Source organism: Vibrio chagasii, from assembly GCA_041879415.1.
GTDB lineage: Bacteria > Pseudomonadota > Gammaproteobacteria > Enterobacterales > Vibrionaceae > Vibrio.
This window is the reverse complement of sequence record CP090852.1, coordinates 661,248-679,100: the sequence shown is the minus strand read 5'-3', so window position 1 is coordinate 679,100 and position 17,853 is coordinate 661,248. Positions and strand designations below refer to the sequence as shown.

Genomic DNA, 17,853 nt, shown 5'->3' with positions numbered 1-17,853 from the left:
AGGGTTCGCTAAAATCTCGGTTGAGTCCTAAGCTTTCAAAAGGGATTTCAACTTTGAGAATTTCTATGAAGTTACAAGGAGTGTTATGTCCGTCATTCATATAGAACTTAATCGTCTTCTCGTTGGGGCTGAAAAGCTCTGTACTTCCCGTAATAGCAGTTTACCTGTTGAGTTAGGCAAATCCTTATTTGAAGAGTGTGAGGGCGGTGTGATGTTCTCACAGGCGCATTATCTGCTCGACTCATCTCATAGTGATTACACAAACGACGTTGCCTGCGTGACTTTTGATGAGCCGTTAGCATGTTGGCTGATTACAGTGCCATTAGAAGAGGATGCACAGTCTGATACTGTGGCTTGGGGACCTTACCCTTATCTTCCTAAATCGAAAGACCTTGAAGCAGTGTTGGCTGAGATTGAAAAAGATCCCAAATCGTACTTTTGGTCATAGCCACCAACCTTATGTCTTAGCTGGTGGTGATACAACGCCTAAATCCATCGGCTTCGACGTGCCGAAACCAAACCTTTCACCTCAATTTATTTCAATTCTTTAAACCTGTGGTTTCACGCTTTGCAATTGAGATTGTGCGATAAGTGATCGGAAATCTTTCGGTGTTTTTCCATGGTACGTTTTAAAGGCGGTACTGAAATGCGCAGCGCTCTTAAAGCCAGACTCATAAGCGATTTGGGTAATGGATTTGGTCGACGTTCTCAGCTGTGTTGCGGCATGAGCAATACGCTTAATCTTCAATAAGTTTGAAAACGAAAGATCTTCAGCCGATAAACGACGTTTCAGTGTGGCTGGCGACATTCCCATATAGCTGGCGAGCGTGTCTAAAGAGATATTATTTTCAATATTCTGTTCAATGTAGTGAATGACTTTTTGTGTCACCGTTAACCTTGAAGCTCGTGCGATGATAACCAGCAGAGCAGGGTATTGTTCGACCATCAGTGAGAGCAAACCTAACCCTAATTGAGTGAGTGCGTAGTCATTTTTAGTTGAAGAATGAGCTAAAGACATGATGAGGTCTTTCAGTTCGCAGATCTCAATATCTGTTTGGTTGAATTTGATGTACTGGTTGGGAACTCGAGTGGATTCTAGGTCACTGAATTGGTTGATGAACTTTTGGAAAATATCTAAATCAAAATCTAAGCAGGTTGCGCTGAATTCGCCGTTTTCTGTATCTACTGTGATGTCTTTGATTTGGCCTGAGTTATAAAGTGTGAAGTCGCCTGCCTGCAATGAGGCTTCGGTGCCATCGGGGAGCACGAAAGAGATACTGCCTTTTGAAACGATGAAAATACCATTCTTAGAGGCGGGGTACCGTTCTCGTTTCCTGGGGATGAAGTTTCTGAATTGAGTAACTGTTATTGATGACATAATGTGCTTCTTTGACGTTGTAAACGAGTTGCTTATTAATTTTAGTATTGTTTAAGCATGAGACATTTACAAAAAAGGCGCTAACAATTAGCGCCTTTAGAAGTGAACCTTTGAAGCTTTTGACCTTGAAAGGCCTAGCCTTTGCAGCTACTAAGCTTCGGTTTCGTTTGTTGTTTCAGGCTCGCTAGGCAAGTCCGCAAATACTTGAGTAGGCTTTGCTACTAAGTTACGGTTTTCCTGATTAACTTCAGAGAGAACTACTTCTAAAACGTCTCCCAGTTTGTATACCATTTCTTTATCGATAGATACAGTACCCATATCACTGTTGCACTCGATTCTTTCTTTATTATCAAGAATGAGAGAACCAGGGATAAATGCAGCGGCACCATTCTCTAGCAAGCGAACACGCATACCTGCGCGGTTAATGTCGAAGATTTCTGCTTGGAAGCGTGTTTCTTCGGCTGGTGCATTAGCTAACGTACGAGCATATAACCAATCACCAACATTACGCTCAGCCATACCGTGATGGCGACGGTGTAGTGCAAGTTCATCACCGATAGTCTCATCTGGTGTTTGAATTGGTGCTTTGCCAAGGATATGTGCTTTCAGCATACGGTGGTTAATCATGTCACCGTATTTACGAATTGGAGACGTCCAAGTCGCGTAAATGTCTAGACCCATTGCGTAGTGTGGTGCAGGCTCGTTGCTAATTTCACTGTACGCTTGGAATTTGCGAATACGGTTGTCGTAGTAATTGCTGTCAAGTGAACCTAACCAACGACGCAATGCTGCAAAACCTTCAAGAGAAACGATCTGCTCTTCTGTGAACGGTGTTTCTGCTTGTGGGTTAACCAGTTCAAGAACGTCTGCGACTTTCTCGGCTTTGAAACCAGAGTGGCAGTTAAACACACCTTGGTTGAAGCTTTCTTTTAACACTCGGCCTGCACAGATGTTTGCGCTGATCATCGATTCTTCAACCAACTTGTTTGCACTACGACGCATGTCTGCGTGAATCGCAACAACATCGTTATCTTCGCTAAGTTCAAAGCGGTAGTCAGGACGGTCAGGGAACACAACAGCATTTGCTGAGCGCCATGCTGAACGTGCTTGTGCAAATTCATGTAGGTCAGAAACAATCGCTGCGATTTCTTCAGATGGTTGCCACTTCTCTGATGTGCCTGTTTCTAGCCAGTCTGATACGTTGTCGTATGCTAGACGAGCGTGAGATTTAATGTTCGCCGCGAAGAACTTAATGTCATCGCCAATAACGCCATCTTTAGATACGGTTACTGTACAGCATAGGGCAGGGCGAACTTCATTCTCGATAAGCGAACATAAGTTGTCTGCAAGGTCACGAGGTAACATTGGGATGTTACGACCCGGTAGGTAGATAGTGAAGCCACGTTCGCGAGCTACTTTGTCCATCGCATCATCTGGTGAGATGTACGCTGTTGGGTCTGCAATCGCGATAGTCAGTTCAAAATCGCCGTTCTCTTTCTTTTTCGCGTATAGCGCATCGTCCATATCTTTTGTGCTTTCGCCATCGATAGTCACAAAAGGAACATGGGTCATGTCTAAACGTTCAAGATCAGCATCATCGTTGATCTGCCAGTTGTCGATACCTTCTGGCTCGCTGTTTGGAAGGTCATTTTGTGCGAGAGTTACCCACCAAGGTGCGATCTTATCGTCAGCGTCAGTGATCTTTTCTGAGATTTGCGCCAAGAAGCCGTTATCGCCTTTTAGAGGGTGTTGAATGATATGTGCAACAACCCAGTCGCCTTCTTTTAGCGTCTCAGGGTTTAGACCTTTCTGAGCTTTAGCTTTAAGTTGCAGCTTTTTCAGCTGTGGGTGATCAGGAACAACGTTCAGGCGACCTTTAAACAGTTTTACTCGTGCGATGAATCGAGTAAGACCTTGTTCCACTAGCTCTTCTGGCTCAGCTACTTCGCGTTCTTTTTCAGTACGGATGATAGCGACTACTTTGTCACCATGAATGCATTTCTTCATATACGGTGGCGGGATGAAGTAGCTAGTCTTGCTATCTACTTCTAGAAAACCAAATCCTTTTTCAGTGGCTTTGATTGTGCCTTCCTTTTTCGGGAGGGTTTCTTGGATTTGTTGCTTAAGCTTAGCGAGTAGAGGGTTATCTTGAAACATCTTACTTTTATCTTACGAGAACAATTGAGCACACTATAATCATTGCGAAGCCTGATTACTACTTAAAGCCGAAAGGAGAGCAAATTAATTGCCGGCTTATTTACTAGGTTCAATTCAATTGATGTAAACGGCTATGACGAGATATTCATCAAGTTTTGACGATATGATAGCCAGTATTGAAAGAAAACCGAAAAATATGTGATGTAATTCAATTTTTTCTGGCTTTTTTTATGCATTTAAGGAATAATCCGCCTCCCTTAGACGTCCCTAATGGCTTGAAGTGTTTTATTACTGCTTCGTAACTCTGAATGGAATCAGTATCTGATTGGATCAGTATTGGAAATGGTAGAGCTCCCGGGACCTTTTGTTTACTTATATATAGTGGGATCCCAATGTCCGAATCTGTAATTCAATTTAATGAATTAGCCCTAAACGAAAACATCCTTTCAGCTCTTGATAGCATGGGTTTCGTATCTCCAACTCCAATCCAAGCAGCAGCTATTCCTCTTCTTCTTGAAGGCCGTGACGCACTAGGTAAAGCACAGACTGGTACTGGTAAAACAGCAGCATTCTCTCTGCCTTTACTAAACAAAATCAACCTAAACCAACACAAACCACAAGCAATCATCATGGCTCCTACTCGTGAGCTAGCGATCCAAGTTGCTGCGGAAATCAAAAACCTAGGCCGTGACATTAAAGGTCTTAAAGTTATTGAAATCTACGGTGGTGCTTCAATCGTTGACCAAATGCGCGCTCTAAGCCGCGGTGCTCACATTGTTGTTGGTACTCCAGGTCGTGTTAAAGACTTACTAACTCGTGACCGTCTACACCTAGATGAAGCACACACATTTGTTCTTGATGAAGCAGATGAAATGCTAAAAATGGGCTTCGTAGATGACGTTACTTGGATTCTTGAGCAAGCGCCAGAATCTGCACAACGTGTACTTTTCTCTGCAACTATGCCTCCAATGGTTAAGACTATTGTTGACCGTTACCTACGTAACCCGGCTAAAGTTGACGTTGCTGGTACTAACCACACAGTTGATAAAGTAGCGCAGAACTTCTGGGTTGTTAAAGGTGTAGAAAAAGACGAAGCAATGTCTCGTCTTCTAGAAACTGAAGAAACTGACGCGTCAATCGTATTCGTACGTACTCGTCAAGATACTGAGCGTCTAGCTGATTGGCTATCTGCACGTGGCTTTAAAGCTGCTGCACTGCACGGTGATATTCCTCAGTCTCTACGTGAGCGCACTGTTGATCACATCAAACAAGGTGTTATCGATATCCTAGTTGCAACAGACGTTGTAGCTCGTGGCCTTGATGTTCCACGTATCACTCACGTATTCAACTACGACATCCCATTCGATGTTGAATCTTACATCCACCGTATTGGTCGTACTGGCCGTGCTGGACGTAAAGGTAAAGCGATCCTTCTAGTTCGCACAAACCAAATTCGTATGCTTCGCACAATCGAGCGCGTAACTAAGTCTACAATGGAAGAAATCCAACTTCCTCTACGTGACCAAGTTGCTGCTGCACGTGTTGCTAAGCTTGGCGCTGAGCTTGAAACAGAGAAAGAAAGCAAAGCTCTAGAAAACTTCGCAGGTCTTATTACTACTCTGCAAGAGTCTCTAGACGTAGATGCTGCAACTCTAGCTGCAATGCTTCTTAAGCGTCAGCAAGGTAAGAGCCCACTGTTCTACATTGGTGAAGACCCAATGATCGCTGCTATCGAGCGCGACAAGAACCGTCGTAAAGAGCGTCGTGAAAACCGTGATAACGGTGGTCGTGATTTCAATACTCAAGACTGGGATACTTACCAACTACAAGTTGGCCGTGAGCAAGGTGTTCAGGTTAAAGATATCGTTGGCGCACTAGCAAACGAACTTGGCCTAACTAAAGGTTCTATCGGTGCTATCAAACTTGACCAAGGTTCAACTTACGTTCAACTGCCAAAAGCAATGAACTCTGAAACTGCTGGTAAACTAAGCAAGCTACGCATCCGTCAAAAAGAAGCTGGCGCTGTTGTTGTAGACTTCAACGATTTCCGTGAACCACGTCGTGGTAACGGTGGCCGTGGTGGTCGTGATGGTGGTCGTGGTGGTTACCGCGGAAACCGTGATGGCAACCGCGATGGTAATCGTGAAGGCGGTCGCGGTGGATACCGTGGCAACCGTGACGGAAACCGCGATGGCAACCGTGAAGGCGGCCGTGATGGCGAGCGTCGTTTCGACCGCAACCGTGGTGGCGATCACCGTGGCAACTACCGTGGCGAACGTGGCCATGGCAACGGCGGTAACCGTGGTCGTCGTCCAGAGCGCAACGAAGGTTAATCAACCTTTAGCTTAGACGCTCTAGTCTAGACACTGAATTTAAAAGCCGAGCATTATGCTCGGCTTTTTTGTGCCTGCTTGTTCATTCTTCCGACCGCACTGCGCATAACTAATGCACCTTACTTCACGCCAAGATTGAAATTACTTCTGCAACCCAGTTAGAAATGATTGTTCAAACTCCCGGATGAAGGGAGCAATCACTCTATCTTGCTCCGTTTAACGTAGCTGTATAGCATTGTAAGGCTATACTTAAATTACGTGCTACAAGTCGAGGTAGTAGTAATAAAAGCCTCTTAAATTGCTGTGTAGTCTGTTTACGCAGGGCTCAACTTCTAGAGCATGGAGAGTGTGGGATAGGGTGAGTATTGTTGCTTTGTTTCATGATGTTGAACGTCTTACCGGATCACTCAAATCAAGTTAAAAATAGTTCAAGCATTCGTTTGCGTTGTCAGTTTGTTCATTTTCATATTCAACTATTTTTTAATTTTGCTCTCGAAATAAATAAATTAATGACTAAGATCAACTTAATTGTGTTCATTTGGTGATTTTTTCAAAACAAAAGTTGAAAGATTCAAAAATTATTGAATAATGGGCTTAACTAAAATTGAAGTAAACACTTCATCTAATTCGTACTGAAACAGGATCCATATCCAATGTCTAATTCGTTTGTTCTGGTTATTAACTCGGGTAGTTCATCCCTAAAATTTGCTGTCATTGATTCTGTTTCTGGTGAAGCAGTGTTGAGTGGCTTAGGGGAGTGTTTTGGTCTTGAAGATGCTCGTATGAGCTGGAAATACCAAGGCGAGAAAACTGAAATTGCTATTCAGGGTGAAGGTAGCCACCACAAGATTGCTATTGGCAAATTGGTAGGCCTGATGGAAGACCTTGGTTTCACGGCAGATATCGTTGCTATCGGTCACCGTATCGTTCACGGTGGTGAGAAGTTCACTCAAACGGTTCGTATTACTGAAGAAGTAACGAACGAGATTGAAAGCCTATCTGATCTTGCTCCACTTCATAACCCAGCAGGTGCTATCGGCATCCGCGCTGCGATTGAAGCTTTCCCTTCTCTGCCTCAGTTCGCTGTATTTGATACGGCTTTCCACCAAACAATGCCACAACGCGCATTTACTGGTGCAATCGCTAAAGAACTATACACAGACTTCGGTGTACGTCGTTACGGCTTCCACGGTACTAGCCACTACTTCGTAAGCCGTGAAGCTGCGAAGATGCTAAACAAGCCAGTTGAAGAATCTAGCTTCATCTCTGTTCACCTAGGTAACGGCGCATCAGTATGTGCTATCAAAGACGGTAACAGTGTTGATACGTCAATGGGTTTCACACCACTTTCTGGCCTTATGATGGGCACACGTTGTGGTGACTTAGACCCAGGTATCATCGAATACCTACTTAAGAAGGGTTGGTCACAAGAGCAGGTCTTCAACTCTCTTAACAAGGAGTCTGGCTTCCTAGGTGTGTCTGGTCTTACGAGCGATGCTCGTGGCATTTTAGAAGCTATGGAAGAGGGCCATGAAGGCGCTAAGCTGGCTTTCGAAGTATTCACATACCGCGTAGCTAAATACGTTGCTTCTTACCTTGCAACACTAGACTCTCTAGACGGCATCATCTTCACTGGTGGTATCGGCGAGAACTCTCTACCAATCCGTCGTGAGATCCTGAAAAACCTTAAGATCCTAGGTTTTGTTGAAGATGTCGCTGGTAACGAATCTGCTCGCTTTGGCGCAGATGGCATCATCGCTAAGTCTGAGATGCTAGACGCAGTAGCAATGGTTATCCCAACCAACGAAGAGTTCGTGATTGCTCAGCAGTCGGTAGAACTTCTGTAATTTAGCTTAAGCCTAAATACTGAAAAGCGAGCCCAAGTGGCTCGCTTTTTTTGTTTTGCAGCTAGATAACGGAGCTTAAATCCGGCTACTTAGCATTCGGTAACTGCTTTATTCTTGTGTAACGAATCGCTCTGCTGCCTTAAGCCCCATTTGGTAACCGGCTTCAAGCTTGTCTTTATCTGTGGTTAATCGTCCCACAGCGAAGCCATCATCAGGAACGATAACCTTAATCGTGCAATCATGAGGTGGGTTCTCGATAAATTCTAAGGTTTGATTGTATTGCTCTGCACGAGTGATCATGGCCTCAGCCAGTTGAGGTGTCTCTTTCATCAGGCGACGTAATAGCCAAGGTGCTTTAGGTGGGCGCTTTTTGTAACCCTGCTTTTGCGAGAGGATCACTGTGATCTGCTTCGCGCCCTGTTTATAAGCCTCAATCACTGGAATTGAATCGACCACACCGCCGTCTATCATTTTTCGACCATTTACTCTCAGAGGCGTGCGGTAGGCCATAGGGACAGAGCAGGAAGCTTTGAGGAGTTCTTCTAGGTTATCTTTTTCACCCTGCGTGTAAAGCGGTTCACCGGTTTCAACATCCGTGGTCACGACTTGAAAGGGAAGCGGTTGTTTATCAAAGGCTTCCATATCGTATGGATAGTGCTGCGCGATATGATCCCAAAGCCAGTCGAGGTCAAGTAAGTGTCCACCTTTGGCAAACTTTTTGAAGTTAATAAATTCAGGTTGGCATGAGTAGTCAGAAATAATGGTATAGGTTCGGCCGCGTTGGTTAGATAACCAAGAAGCTAAATTGGTTGAGCCTGCAGAGACGCCGATGCAGAAATCGAACGGGTTGTATTGGTGGTCGATAAAGCCGTCTAACACCCCAGCAGCAAAGATGCCACGCATTGCACCACCTTCCACAACTAGGGCATGTTTTGATTCTAGTGTCATTTGATTATGGGCTCCCTAATTCTTATAGATGCATATCCTTTCAATAGTTATTAATACTAGATAAATGGTCGGATGTGTAGGCTAACCATTATTTTTCAGGATAGTGGATTACGTTATGGAACACCGCATTGTCTTCACCGAGGTTCTTATATCCGTGCTCTTGGTTAGCATTAAAGCGAACGGCTTGCCCTGCCTGTAATGTTTGCCATTCACCATCGAAAAGCACGGCCATTTCTCCAGAAATACATAATATGTGCTCGGTAACGCCAGTATTATGCGGCTCGGATTCATGCTGATAGCCAGGGGCGAGGGTTAGCTCGAAGATCTCAAACCCAAGTGCTTCCTCAAAAGGAAATAATAAACTGACGAAGAAGCCAACGTTATATTCTTCACGTCTCAACTCGTTTGCATCTCTGAATAAACTCATCAGCTCATTGTTCGAACTTTCTGCGATGAAACTGGAAAATGACACTTCAAACCCGGATGCGATCTGCCAGAGTTTAGCGACGGTAGGACTGGATTCACCACGTTCAATTTGACCTAACATCGCTTTACTTACGCCTGTCGCTTTTGCTGCTTTATCTAGGCTCCAGCCCTTTTCTTGGCGTAGGCGTTTTAAGTTAGTACCGACTTTAATTTCTGTTTGCATACTTTTTCTACAAGATTTTATCTATAAACAACTTGTGCGTTATAGCGCACAGGTGCTAGGTTTAGCTTATGGACGTTATAACGCACATAGGAATAAAATAACATGACTAAGCTAAAATTTTCCCACGTCAGTACGGGGTTTATTGCTGTATTTATTGGGTATGCAAGCGCTGCCGCGATCATTTACCAAGCTGCTATGAGTGCCGGAGCAACTCAAGAGCAGGTCGCGTCATGGTTCTGGGCGTTGGGAATTGGCATGGGAGCAACCACGATATTGCTCTCTTTCTGCTACAAGAAACCGGTAGTGACGGCTTGGTCGACGCCGGGAGCTGCACTGTTAATTACTTCCCTTGAGGGTCTGACGATGAATCAGGCGGTTGCTGTATTCCTGTTTAGTTCGCTGTTGATCACGCTAGTCGGTATGGCGGGAATCTTTGAAAGGGTACTGAAACAGATTCCAACATCGATTGCATCGGCGATGCTGGCGGGGATTTTATTGCAGTTCGGTCTGGGCTTGTTTACGTCGTTAATGGAAGAAGTTCAGATAGTGGCGGTCATGCTTGCTGTGTTTGTTTTGGCGAAGTCGAGGTTAGGAAACTTACTCATCCCAAGCATTTTCGCCATTGCTTTGGTGATGTGTATTGGTCTTGGCAAACTCGATGTCAGTCAGGTCACGGTGGGTTTAACGACACCGGTATTCATCATGCCTGATTTCGAATTCTTTTCTTTGCTTAGCGTTGGTATTCCGCTGTTCATCGTGACGATGGCGTCGCAGAACTTACCGGGGTTTGCTGTGCTTAAAGCGAACGGCTATCAGGTAGATTCATCGAAGATCATCACTACCACAGGTGTGACAGGGTTACTATTAGCGCCGTTCGGAGGCTTTGCGTATAACCTTGCGGCAATCACAGGAGCGATCTGTATGGGCCCTAATGCCGATGAGGACCCAAAAACACGTTATATGGCAGGTATTTCGATGGGCGTGTTCTATTTGTTAGCTGGCGTGATGGGGATGTCCTTTGTGTCCTTGTTTAGCGCGGTTCCTTCAGAGGTAGTCATCGCTGTTGCGGGGTTAGCTGTAATGCCTACATTGATGAACTGTTTAGCGGTTTCGATGGCAGACAGCCACTACAGAGAGCCAGCACTGTTTACGTTCTTATTTACTGCTTCTGGAACAAATTTATTGGGTATAGGAAGTGCCTTCTGGGGGCTTTGTATTGGATTACTTTGTTGCTGGTTACACAATTACAAAGTCAGAACGAATGGGGATAGCAGAGCTTCGCAAGCTTAGTCTTAATGATGCAAAGTTTACCTACACAAAGCTTGAGTTTATTGAAACTCATCATGCAGCCCTAAACTTGGTATAAATATTTTGATTGAATAAGCCTTTAGTTGTGATTGAGATAGTATTTTGCTACAAAACGCGCATAATCTCGCTATACAACATTTAAAGAAGATATTCCTATGACTACGTTTCAATACTACTTTCACCAATTGCCTTGCTTTGACTGTAAAAAAACGACAGTAAGCACAGATCTTGGTTGGTTAACGCCAGCGATGAAAGAGGTGGTTTTAGCGCAACTGACTGAAACACTTGCACAAGGTGAGATTACCCCAGACCTTACTGCGAACGTTGTTTGCACGAAAGAAGAAGCTCGTGAGTACTTGCTGTTGAACTTCTTTGGTTATTCAGAAGAAGAGCTTGAAGGCGAAATCGAGGCGGATGATGAGCAAGAAGTCGCTGACGAGATCGCAGAGCTGCTTGAAGACGGCAAAGACACGATTGAGTTCGAACATGAAGTAGCGCTTCAGTGCTGTGCGGATTGCGATATCATCGAAGAGTAACTAAGTATCTTTTAAAATGCGCGAATCGGTTTGCCATGTTTGGTGATAGGTCATTCGCAAAAGGCGCCCGTGAACAAATGTTCGCTAGCGCCTTTTTTGTATCCAGTTTTGAAATTCAGCATTAAGATGCTTAGCTGTTGATGACACCTTGCTTATTGAGCTGGGAAAGGATCTCCGCCGTTTTCTCACGGAATAAATCTCTCAGTAAACGAACGGTTGGCGTGATGGATTGACGGCTTGGGCATACCAACCACAGTTCTGTTGGTGTCGGCTCATAGTTGGGCATGATTTTGACCACATCGCCAGACAGCAAATGAGTCGACATATCCAAACAAGACTTTATCGCGATGCCTTTTCCTGCAACACACCATCGCCTAACAAGGTCTGCGTCATTGGATGCTCGATTCCCTTTGAGCTTTACTTTGTGGTCTCGGGTTCCGTCGTAAAATACCCACTCGTCCTGCAACATGTCATGAAGTTGATACAGCAGTCCGTTGTGCTCTGCCAAATCACTTGGATGGTCTGGGCTGCCTTTTTCTGCGAGATACTCAGGTGAAGCACATAAGATTCTCGGCACATCACAAATTTTGAAGCCGTACATGTTGGCATCAGTCGGTGAACCATAACGCAACGCCATATCTACAGAATCACGATAAAAGTCGATGTTACTGTCGCTGATACTCGTTCGAAGTGTTGCTTGAGGGTAATCAAATAGAAACTCATCGAGCCAAGGTATGACAAGGTTTCGCCCTAAATCTGACGAAAGCGCGATTCGAATTTCGCCATCAATGACACCAAGCTCCTCGCGCATATTGAGTTTCGCTTGGTCCAACATTTTCAACGCTTGTTCGCAATCTGGTAAATATCGCTCTCCAGCGGGAGAGAGGCGAAGATGACGAGTGGTTCTTACGAAAAGCTCTGCGCCAAGAGCTGCTTCAACGCGTTTCACCGCCGCACTTGCCGTTGCTGTGCGCATGTCTAGGTTAGTGGCGGCTGCTGTGATACTGCGAAACTCCGCTACCTTTAAAATTACTTGTAAGTCTTCAAGAAGCATTTCATTTCCCTGTTCTGAGCCGTGAATCGGTTGCTCTATTCGCCATAAGTTTGGCCATTTTGCTGTGGCTAATCTTAGTATTTTTCTTGCGTACACACACCTCATTATCAAAAATAATTTGATAATAATTCAAATATTAGGCTGTTTATCTAAAGTGAGAAATCTCTAAGATTCAATTATCGAATTTAAGGAGAAGCAACATGTCACTACCATTTACAATGAAAGCCATCGGATTTACTCAGTCGCTAGCGATTACAGAACCAGAAAGCCTGTTTGAATTTGAAACGAGCCTGCCGGAATTAAAAGAGAATGACTTACTGGTCAAAGTGAGTGCGACTTCTATCAATCCGGCAGACGCGAAAATCCGTATTCGCAACGCAAAAGATAAGACACTTGAGCAACCAAAAGTGTTGGGCTACGACGCTGTTGGGGAAGTGGTTGGTAAAGGCACAAACGTTGAAGGCTTCGAGTTAGGCGATCGTGTTTACTATGCGGGTGACGTAACACGCATGGGTGCTAACGCAGAATACCAAGCCGTTGACTATCGCATCACAGCTAAAGCGCCACAAAGCTTAACGGATGAAGCCGCGGTTGTTATGCCGCTTGCAACGCTCACTGCGTGGGAAGCATTATTTGATCGCCTGCGTGTTCGCCCTGAAGAGAAAAAGTCTATCCTGATCATTGGCGGTGCTGGTGGTGTTGGCTCTATTACTATTCAGCTAGCGAAGCAATTAACTAACCTTAATGTTATTGCGACAGCGTCAAGACCTGAAACCGAGCAGTGGGTAAAAGACATGGGTGCAGACCACGTAGTGAACCACCGCAACTTGGTTGAATCAGTGCGTGAGCAAGGTATCCAGTATGTGGATTACATCTTCAATGTTGCAGACACAAAAGGTCACTGGGATGCGATGGTAGAGTTGATTGCGCCGCAAGGCATGATCAGTTCGATTGTTGAGTTTGATAGTGAGATTGACCTGTCGGCACTACAAGGTAAGTCAGTAGGCTTCATTTGGGAGCTCATGTTTACTCGTTCGCTATTCAACACCGACGATATTCAGAAGCAGCAAGATATCTTGTTCCAAACTGCGAACTTGATTGATGCAGGTCGTATTAAATCTACGCTAACCACAACACTGAATGGTTTAAGTGCAGATACGATGAAAGAGGCGCACCAACGTATTGAAAGCAGCGCATCAATTGGTAAAACAGCCATCAAATACTAAGCGTTAATGTAGGGTTTGAGCCGTTGAGCGTTTAATGAGTTCTAACACTTGAATAGAAGAGCCCCAGACATTTCCCAAAGAGATTGGTGTCTGGGGCTTTGTTCATCTGCGATCTTTTCAATTTATTTGGATGCTTTGAATTGAATCTGAATCAGTTTTAATTCAAAGGGCAAAGGCTGTTTGTCTGCAATTAAAAATCCCAATTGTTTGATGTCTTGAGCTTTGAGTTCTGGTGCATTGTTGAGTAATCGTCCTCTAAATACGGCTTGAAAGTCCTCTAGTCTGAACACTTTCTTGAGTGGCTCACCCTTGATGGTGTCAAAGCTGTGCTTGTAGTTAGTTCTATAGCCGTTTTTCCATGTTGTGAACCTTAACTGGTACGAGCGACCGTCACCAACAAAGGATATCTCTACATTGTTAAGCGAGGGGTTTAACGATTCAAGGGAGCGATTTATTGAGCTGAATCCACCGTTGTTTTCTAATGATAATTCTCCTTTAAATAGGCTATGCTCGCCATCATAAACGATTCCACCTGTTGAAATGCCACCCATTACGTTGTCGTTAATCGCAGACCATTTCTGGTGTTCGCTCGCTTGTGTGAAATCAATCATCTCTATTCCTGCTGTTGACGTTTCAGACCATAACAAAGTAAGGCAGAGGGTTAACCACAAAGGCGTTGTTCGCTTACGCAATGAAGACGCTGTGAAGTTCGACTCGTTCATGATTTTCTCCATTGCTCATTAGTCCGCAGAAGGTTCAGTGGCGAGTATTCCCAAACAATGATCGATGAATTCAGAGTAGTTTGATGCGTTGTCGTACTCAATTTTCAGCGAACCATGAAACATCAGTGTGACGGTGACGTCTTTGTAGCTTAGCCAACAGGTGTAACCATCGTAATCATGCCAAGCCATCATTTCACCGACTTGATATCTGTTGCCCAGTTGCTTCCCTGAAGAGCGAATGAACTCGAATACTCTGAGGAACTCAATGATGGTGATCCTATTGTCCATGTGTTGCTCCCTAGGTGTGAACGACGATAAATAGCTAAGCACCTGTATTTAAATCGTTACGGTTTGCTTTTAGGTTCCGATCACTAAGAGAGACGCGAGCACTTTTAGATTGTGCTCGCGGTATGGAAGTAGAGAAATGTATCTACTGATGAGCTCCTAAAAGAGCTTCTGATTTATGCTTGATACGAAACACAAAATAGACCATTGACGCTAGAGCAGCGACTAGGTTACCGAGGGCCATGAAAAAGATGACATTGAGAACAGGGTTATCGAAAGCGGTAATAAAAAAAGCTCCTGGCAGCCCAACAAAGATCATTGAGAGTCGAAATAGCGGCGGGAGTTGAGAAAAGCCTCTAACTCTCAACCAAGATATAAACACAAGAGCAATACCATCAATTGCGATCACTGCGACTGAGAGTTTTAATGCTTTTACCAATGCATTTGTTGCAGTAGGTGTATAGATCTGAGAAATAGCCCCAGCAAGTAAAATTAACCCAAATGCACTCACGAGGATATAACCGAACATAATCGTGAGCATTGAGTAAGGTTCATTAGAGGATTTGTCCATTTGAGAGAGTGAAATGGACAGAGATATCACCAATCCTACATAGAGCACGGAAAAGCTATTCATAAAGTTGAGGGCAAACCCAAGATACGCCGTATGTTCTTGGTTATAAAGGCTGGCAAACGTAAGAACCAAAATTGAAATACCGCCAGTGAAGCAGATACTGGTCAATGCTTCTGTGCGACCAAAATTAACAAGTATTCCGACCTTTTCTTTGTTGAATCGTGGAGTAGCGATGAGCTGATTTTTGAAACCTAGATATATGACAGGCAATAAGGTTAAAACACGTATTGCTAGGGTCGATATTGATACCGCTACAGAAGCATTATCTATGTTAGCTATTGCGATATAGTTAAAAGCGATATTCGCTATTGCACTGGCTATTGTTACCGCTAGCACTTTTTTCTCTAAGCCTTGTGCTTCTAAAATGTTGCATAATCCAACATAAATAGCCAACGGAAAAATACTAATGGAAAGTATAAAATAACTTTGAGTTGCGTGGATTGTAGCATCAAAAAATTGGCCCACAAGAAGGCTTATAACAAGTAAAACCACGCCAAGAAATATTGAATATCCAAGTATTTCTTGAGCAGTTTGACGAGGTGCCTCTTTGTTCTGTCCAATGACAATATTGATACCAATACTGAGTACGACAGCTAAGATAACGAAAACCTGAGCGACTTGTGAAGCCAAGGTGTAATCTTGCACCGCCACCATATTTGTATGCCCTAACATGATCATATCGACCATCGCGAGAGACAGTGCAACAAACCTTGTTGCTGAGATTATTAGGGCTCGCTTAAGGAAAGTTGCGATCATATTAAAGTTCCTGTTGATTTAGGGAAGCTGTTATCGTTTTCAAGTACCCAATACATGAAAGTATGCTGAGGTTGAGTGTTTTTGGTGAGTAGTTATCGATTTATGTTATGCGGAGACGAATGTAAACGGAACGAAAAATAGGTTCAATAATATTTAAATAAATATTTTATATAAACATTGAAGCTTTGAACTATATCTTAATCCTAGATTGTTAAACTAATCTAAATATCAATATTAATCTTCACTATAGTTAATTAACTATTTTGTTAAATACCTTGTCTAATATAGCTTTAGCTAATTTAGAATAATGGTTCGCATTAAATGACATAATATTTATTTTACATTCCACTTATTTCAATCAGCCATTACTAACTTTCTCGTGGAATATCAATTATTGCATCTAGTGGTAAACGGATAAGAAAGAGGGTGATAATCTATTGAGGTAAAAAGGGAGATAGCTGTTTCGATAGTGATAACTATAGTTGCAATTAACGCCTTTCACTTCGTTGTGAAAGGCGTTTGTATTTGAATCTACTTCACTTTAATTAGTGTACTTGAATCGGTGTGTGCGAAGGCTTTGTCGTAGATCTCCAAACCTGTGGTTTGAGAGTAGGTCAGCGTGTCGTCTGAAATGCTGATGTTCATTGTGAAGTCTGTAGTGGTTGCGTTGTCTGTCATGTATTCAGACTCGGCGATACCGCGTTTAGAAGCGACCAAGGTCATCGTGTCGCCGGCAGGGCCTTCAGCGGTGACACATGTGGTACGCGGGACACAGTAAGAGTTGTAGACGATCTGATTTTTCTGATCGTAGATAAAGTAACCGCGTTGATCGTGGAATTTAGAGTCGTCAGCCTTGCGGAATACTTCCTGTTTATAATAAAGCGCAACGAGATATTGGTCGCTGGCGTTGGTGGCATCTGCGGCTACTTCAAACGTCATCACTTCATAAAATGGTGTGACAGCAGGGCCTCCCGCACCCACATCAGTCCCTTCTTGACCTGGCGAAACATCAATGCCGCCAGCTTCCACTGATTTCCAGGTGCCAACTAATTTTGCTAATGGCCCGAAGTCCATCCCATCGATTGTGTTGTGATCTGCAAATGCTGGAAACGAGATTGCAGCTACGATACCCAATGCTAATACTTTTTTCACACTAACTTCCTTATATAGTTATTTGACTTAATTAACAATAAAGGTGCTGTGAAACCCGTTTATTAACCCAGATCAGTGTTGCTGGTTAATATGAAAGCGAAGTGTAAGCTGATGTATCAGTCAATAAGGGGATGTTAATGCGTTTAAATATTGAACAGGAACCTTGGTTTCTCATTCGAATTTAAGGGGGGAAGTCGTAGGTTTATTGGCGTCTTAAGGTTGAGGTCAGTTATCAGGTTTGAAGTCATCTAAACTTAAAGTTTGTATTTCAGAAAATACGACAATTTGGGCTCTAAAAACGTTCTCGAAATAAATGCAAATTAACGCTTTACCTCAACTTAACTTGAGGTATTAGGATATGCAACGTTGCTTACGAGAATACTTTAAGGAGAGAAGAATGATCCAACTTGAACATGTAAATTTAGTCGTAAAAGACATCCCAGAAATGCTGACTTTCTACAAAGCGGCATTCCCTCATTGGTATGTTCGTGATGAAGGAAAGGGTGAATGGTCAGGTAAGCCACGAAACTGGTTACATTTCGGAGATGAGTATCAGTATATCGCTATGAGTGATCATGGTGAGGGTGAGAATCGAGATTTAGATGGCCACTCTGTTGGTCTAGCACACTTCGCCTATGTGACTCATAATATTGAAAGCGTGACCCAACGCCTAATCGATGCGGGTTTTCCTATTGCAAAACCTGGCGCTGAAGAACCTTATCGCAAGAACGTTTATTTTGTGGACCCGGCTGGTTTTGAGGTCGAGTTCGTTGAATATTTGAGTGATGATCCCAAGCTTCGAAATGCTACAAGTTAGCAGAATCGTTAGGTAGGAAAACTGAAAAAGGCATTGTGGAACACTCCGCAATGC

16 protein-coding genes are annotated in these 17,853 nt (G+C 43.7%); 7 read left to right on the top strand and 9 right to left on the bottom strand.

Features of this window, described 5'->3' with window-relative positions; all coding sequences use genetic code 11:
* Positions 1-85 precede the first annotated feature (85 nt).
* A complete protein-coding gene (locus L0991_16980; protein XGB65223.1) occupies positions 86-448 on the top strand; it encodes a DUF3024 domain-containing protein in 363 nt (120 codons plus the stop codon).
* A gap of 99 nt (positions 449-547) precedes the next feature.
* On the opposite strand, the gene L0991_16975 is transcribed toward L0991_16980, so the two are convergent.
* Both L0991_16975 and rnb read right to left on the bottom strand, forming a co-directional pair.
* Complete coding sequence (locus L0991_16975; protein ID XGB65222.1) at positions 548-1,378, bottom strand: AraC family transcriptional regulator; 831 nt, start codon at positions 1,376-1,378, stop codon at positions 548-550.
* A gap of 150 nt (positions 1,379-1,528) precedes the next feature.
* Positions 1,529-3,535: an exoribonuclease II gene (gene rnb / locus L0991_16970; protein ID XGB65221.1), complete on the bottom strand. Its 2,007-nt coding sequence runs from the start codon at positions 3,533-3,535 to the stop codon at positions 1,529-1,531.
* 308 nt (positions 3,536-3,843) lie between these two features.
* Between rnb and L0991_16965 the strand changes: the two genes are divergently transcribed.
* Both L0991_16965 and L0991_16960 read left to right on the top strand, forming a co-directional pair.
* Positions 3,844-5,868, top strand: a complete 2,025-nt coding sequence (locus tag L0991_16965) for a DEAD/DEAH box helicase (GenBank protein XGB65220.1) — start codon at positions 3,844-3,846, stop codon at positions 5,866-5,868.
* 653 nt (positions 5,869-6,521) lie between these two features.
* Positions 6,522-7,715, top strand: a complete 1,194-nt coding sequence (locus L0991_16960; GenBank protein ID XGB65219.1) for an acetate/propionate family kinase — start codon at positions 6,522-6,524, stop codon at positions 7,713-7,715.
* Between the two features lie 108 nt (positions 7,716-7,823).
* Here the strand turns inward: L0991_16960 and L0991_16955 are convergent, their stop codons facing one another.
* Both L0991_16955 and L0991_16950 read right to left on the bottom strand, forming a co-directional pair.
* Positions 7,824-8,663, bottom strand: coding sequence for a patatin family protein (locus L0991_16955; protein XGB65218.1), 840 nt, complete (start codon positions 8,661-8,663; stop codon positions 7,824-7,826).
* Between the two features lie 88 nt (positions 8,664-8,751).
* A complete protein-coding gene (locus tag L0991_16950) occupies positions 8,752-9,312 on the bottom strand; it encodes an XRE family transcriptional regulator (GenBank protein ID XGB65217.1) in 561 nt (186 codons plus the stop codon).
* Positions 9,313-9,414: 102 nt separating this feature from the next.
* Here L0991_16950 and L0991_16945 point away from each other — a divergent pair, with 102 nt between their 5' ends.
* On the top strand, positions 9,415-10,602 hold the full coding sequence (locus tag L0991_16945) for a benzoate/H(+) symporter BenE family transporter (protein ID XGB65216.1): 1,188 nt from the start codon (positions 9,415-9,417) through the stop codon (positions 10,600-10,602).
* A 173-nt stretch (positions 10,603-10,775) separates the two neighbouring features.
* Complete coding sequence (locus L0991_16940) at positions 10,776-11,156, top strand: hypothetical protein (protein XGB65215.1); 381 nt, start codon at positions 10,776-10,778, stop codon at positions 11,154-11,156.
* 130 nt (positions 11,157-11,286) lie between these two features.
* Here the strand turns inward: L0991_16940 and L0991_16935 are convergent, their stop codons facing one another.
* On the bottom strand, positions 11,287-12,210 hold the full coding sequence (locus L0991_16935) for a LysR family transcriptional regulator (protein XGB65214.1): 924 nt from the start codon (positions 12,208-12,210) through the stop codon (positions 11,287-11,289).
* A 200-nt stretch (positions 12,211-12,410) separates the two neighbouring features.
* Between L0991_16935 and L0991_16930 the strand changes: the two genes are divergently transcribed.
* A complete protein-coding gene (locus L0991_16930; protein ID XGB65213.1) occupies positions 12,411-13,436 on the top strand; it encodes a zinc-binding alcohol dehydrogenase family protein in 1,026 nt (341 codons plus the stop codon).
* Between the two features lie 122 nt (positions 13,437-13,558).
* Here L0991_16930 and L0991_16925 read toward each other — a convergent pair whose 3' ends face one another.
* From L0991_16925 to L0991_16910, 4 genes are all read right to left on the bottom strand, one after another.
* Positions 13,559-14,158, bottom strand: coding sequence for a CIA30 family protein (locus L0991_16925; protein ID XGB65212.1), 600 nt, complete (start codon positions 14,156-14,158; stop codon positions 13,559-13,561).
* 18 nt (positions 14,159-14,176) lie between these two features.
* Complete coding sequence (locus L0991_16920) at positions 14,177-14,446, bottom strand: DUF3081 domain-containing protein (GenBank protein ID XGB65211.1); 270 nt, start codon at positions 14,444-14,446, stop codon at positions 14,177-14,179.
* Positions 14,447-14,588: 142 nt separating this feature from the next.
* Positions 14,589-15,830, bottom strand: coding sequence for a hypothetical protein (locus L0991_16915; GenBank protein XGB65210.1), 1,242 nt, complete (start codon positions 15,828-15,830; stop codon positions 14,589-14,591).
* Positions 15,831-16,361: 531 nt separating this feature from the next.
* Positions 16,362-16,982: a heme-binding beta-barrel domain-containing protein gene (locus L0991_16910; GenBank protein ID XGB65209.1), complete on the bottom strand. Its 621-nt coding sequence runs from the start codon at positions 16,980-16,982 to the stop codon at positions 16,362-16,364.
* A 397-nt stretch (positions 16,983-17,379) separates the two neighbouring features.
* Here L0991_16910 and L0991_16905 point away from each other — a divergent pair, with 397 nt between their 5' ends.
* The gene (locus L0991_16905) at positions 17,380-17,799 is read left to right on the top strand and encodes a VOC family protein (protein ID XGB65208.1); all 420 of its coding nucleotides are present in this window, start codon (positions 17,380-17,382) and stop codon (positions 17,797-17,799) included.
* Positions 17,800-17,853 lie beyond the last annotated feature (54 nt).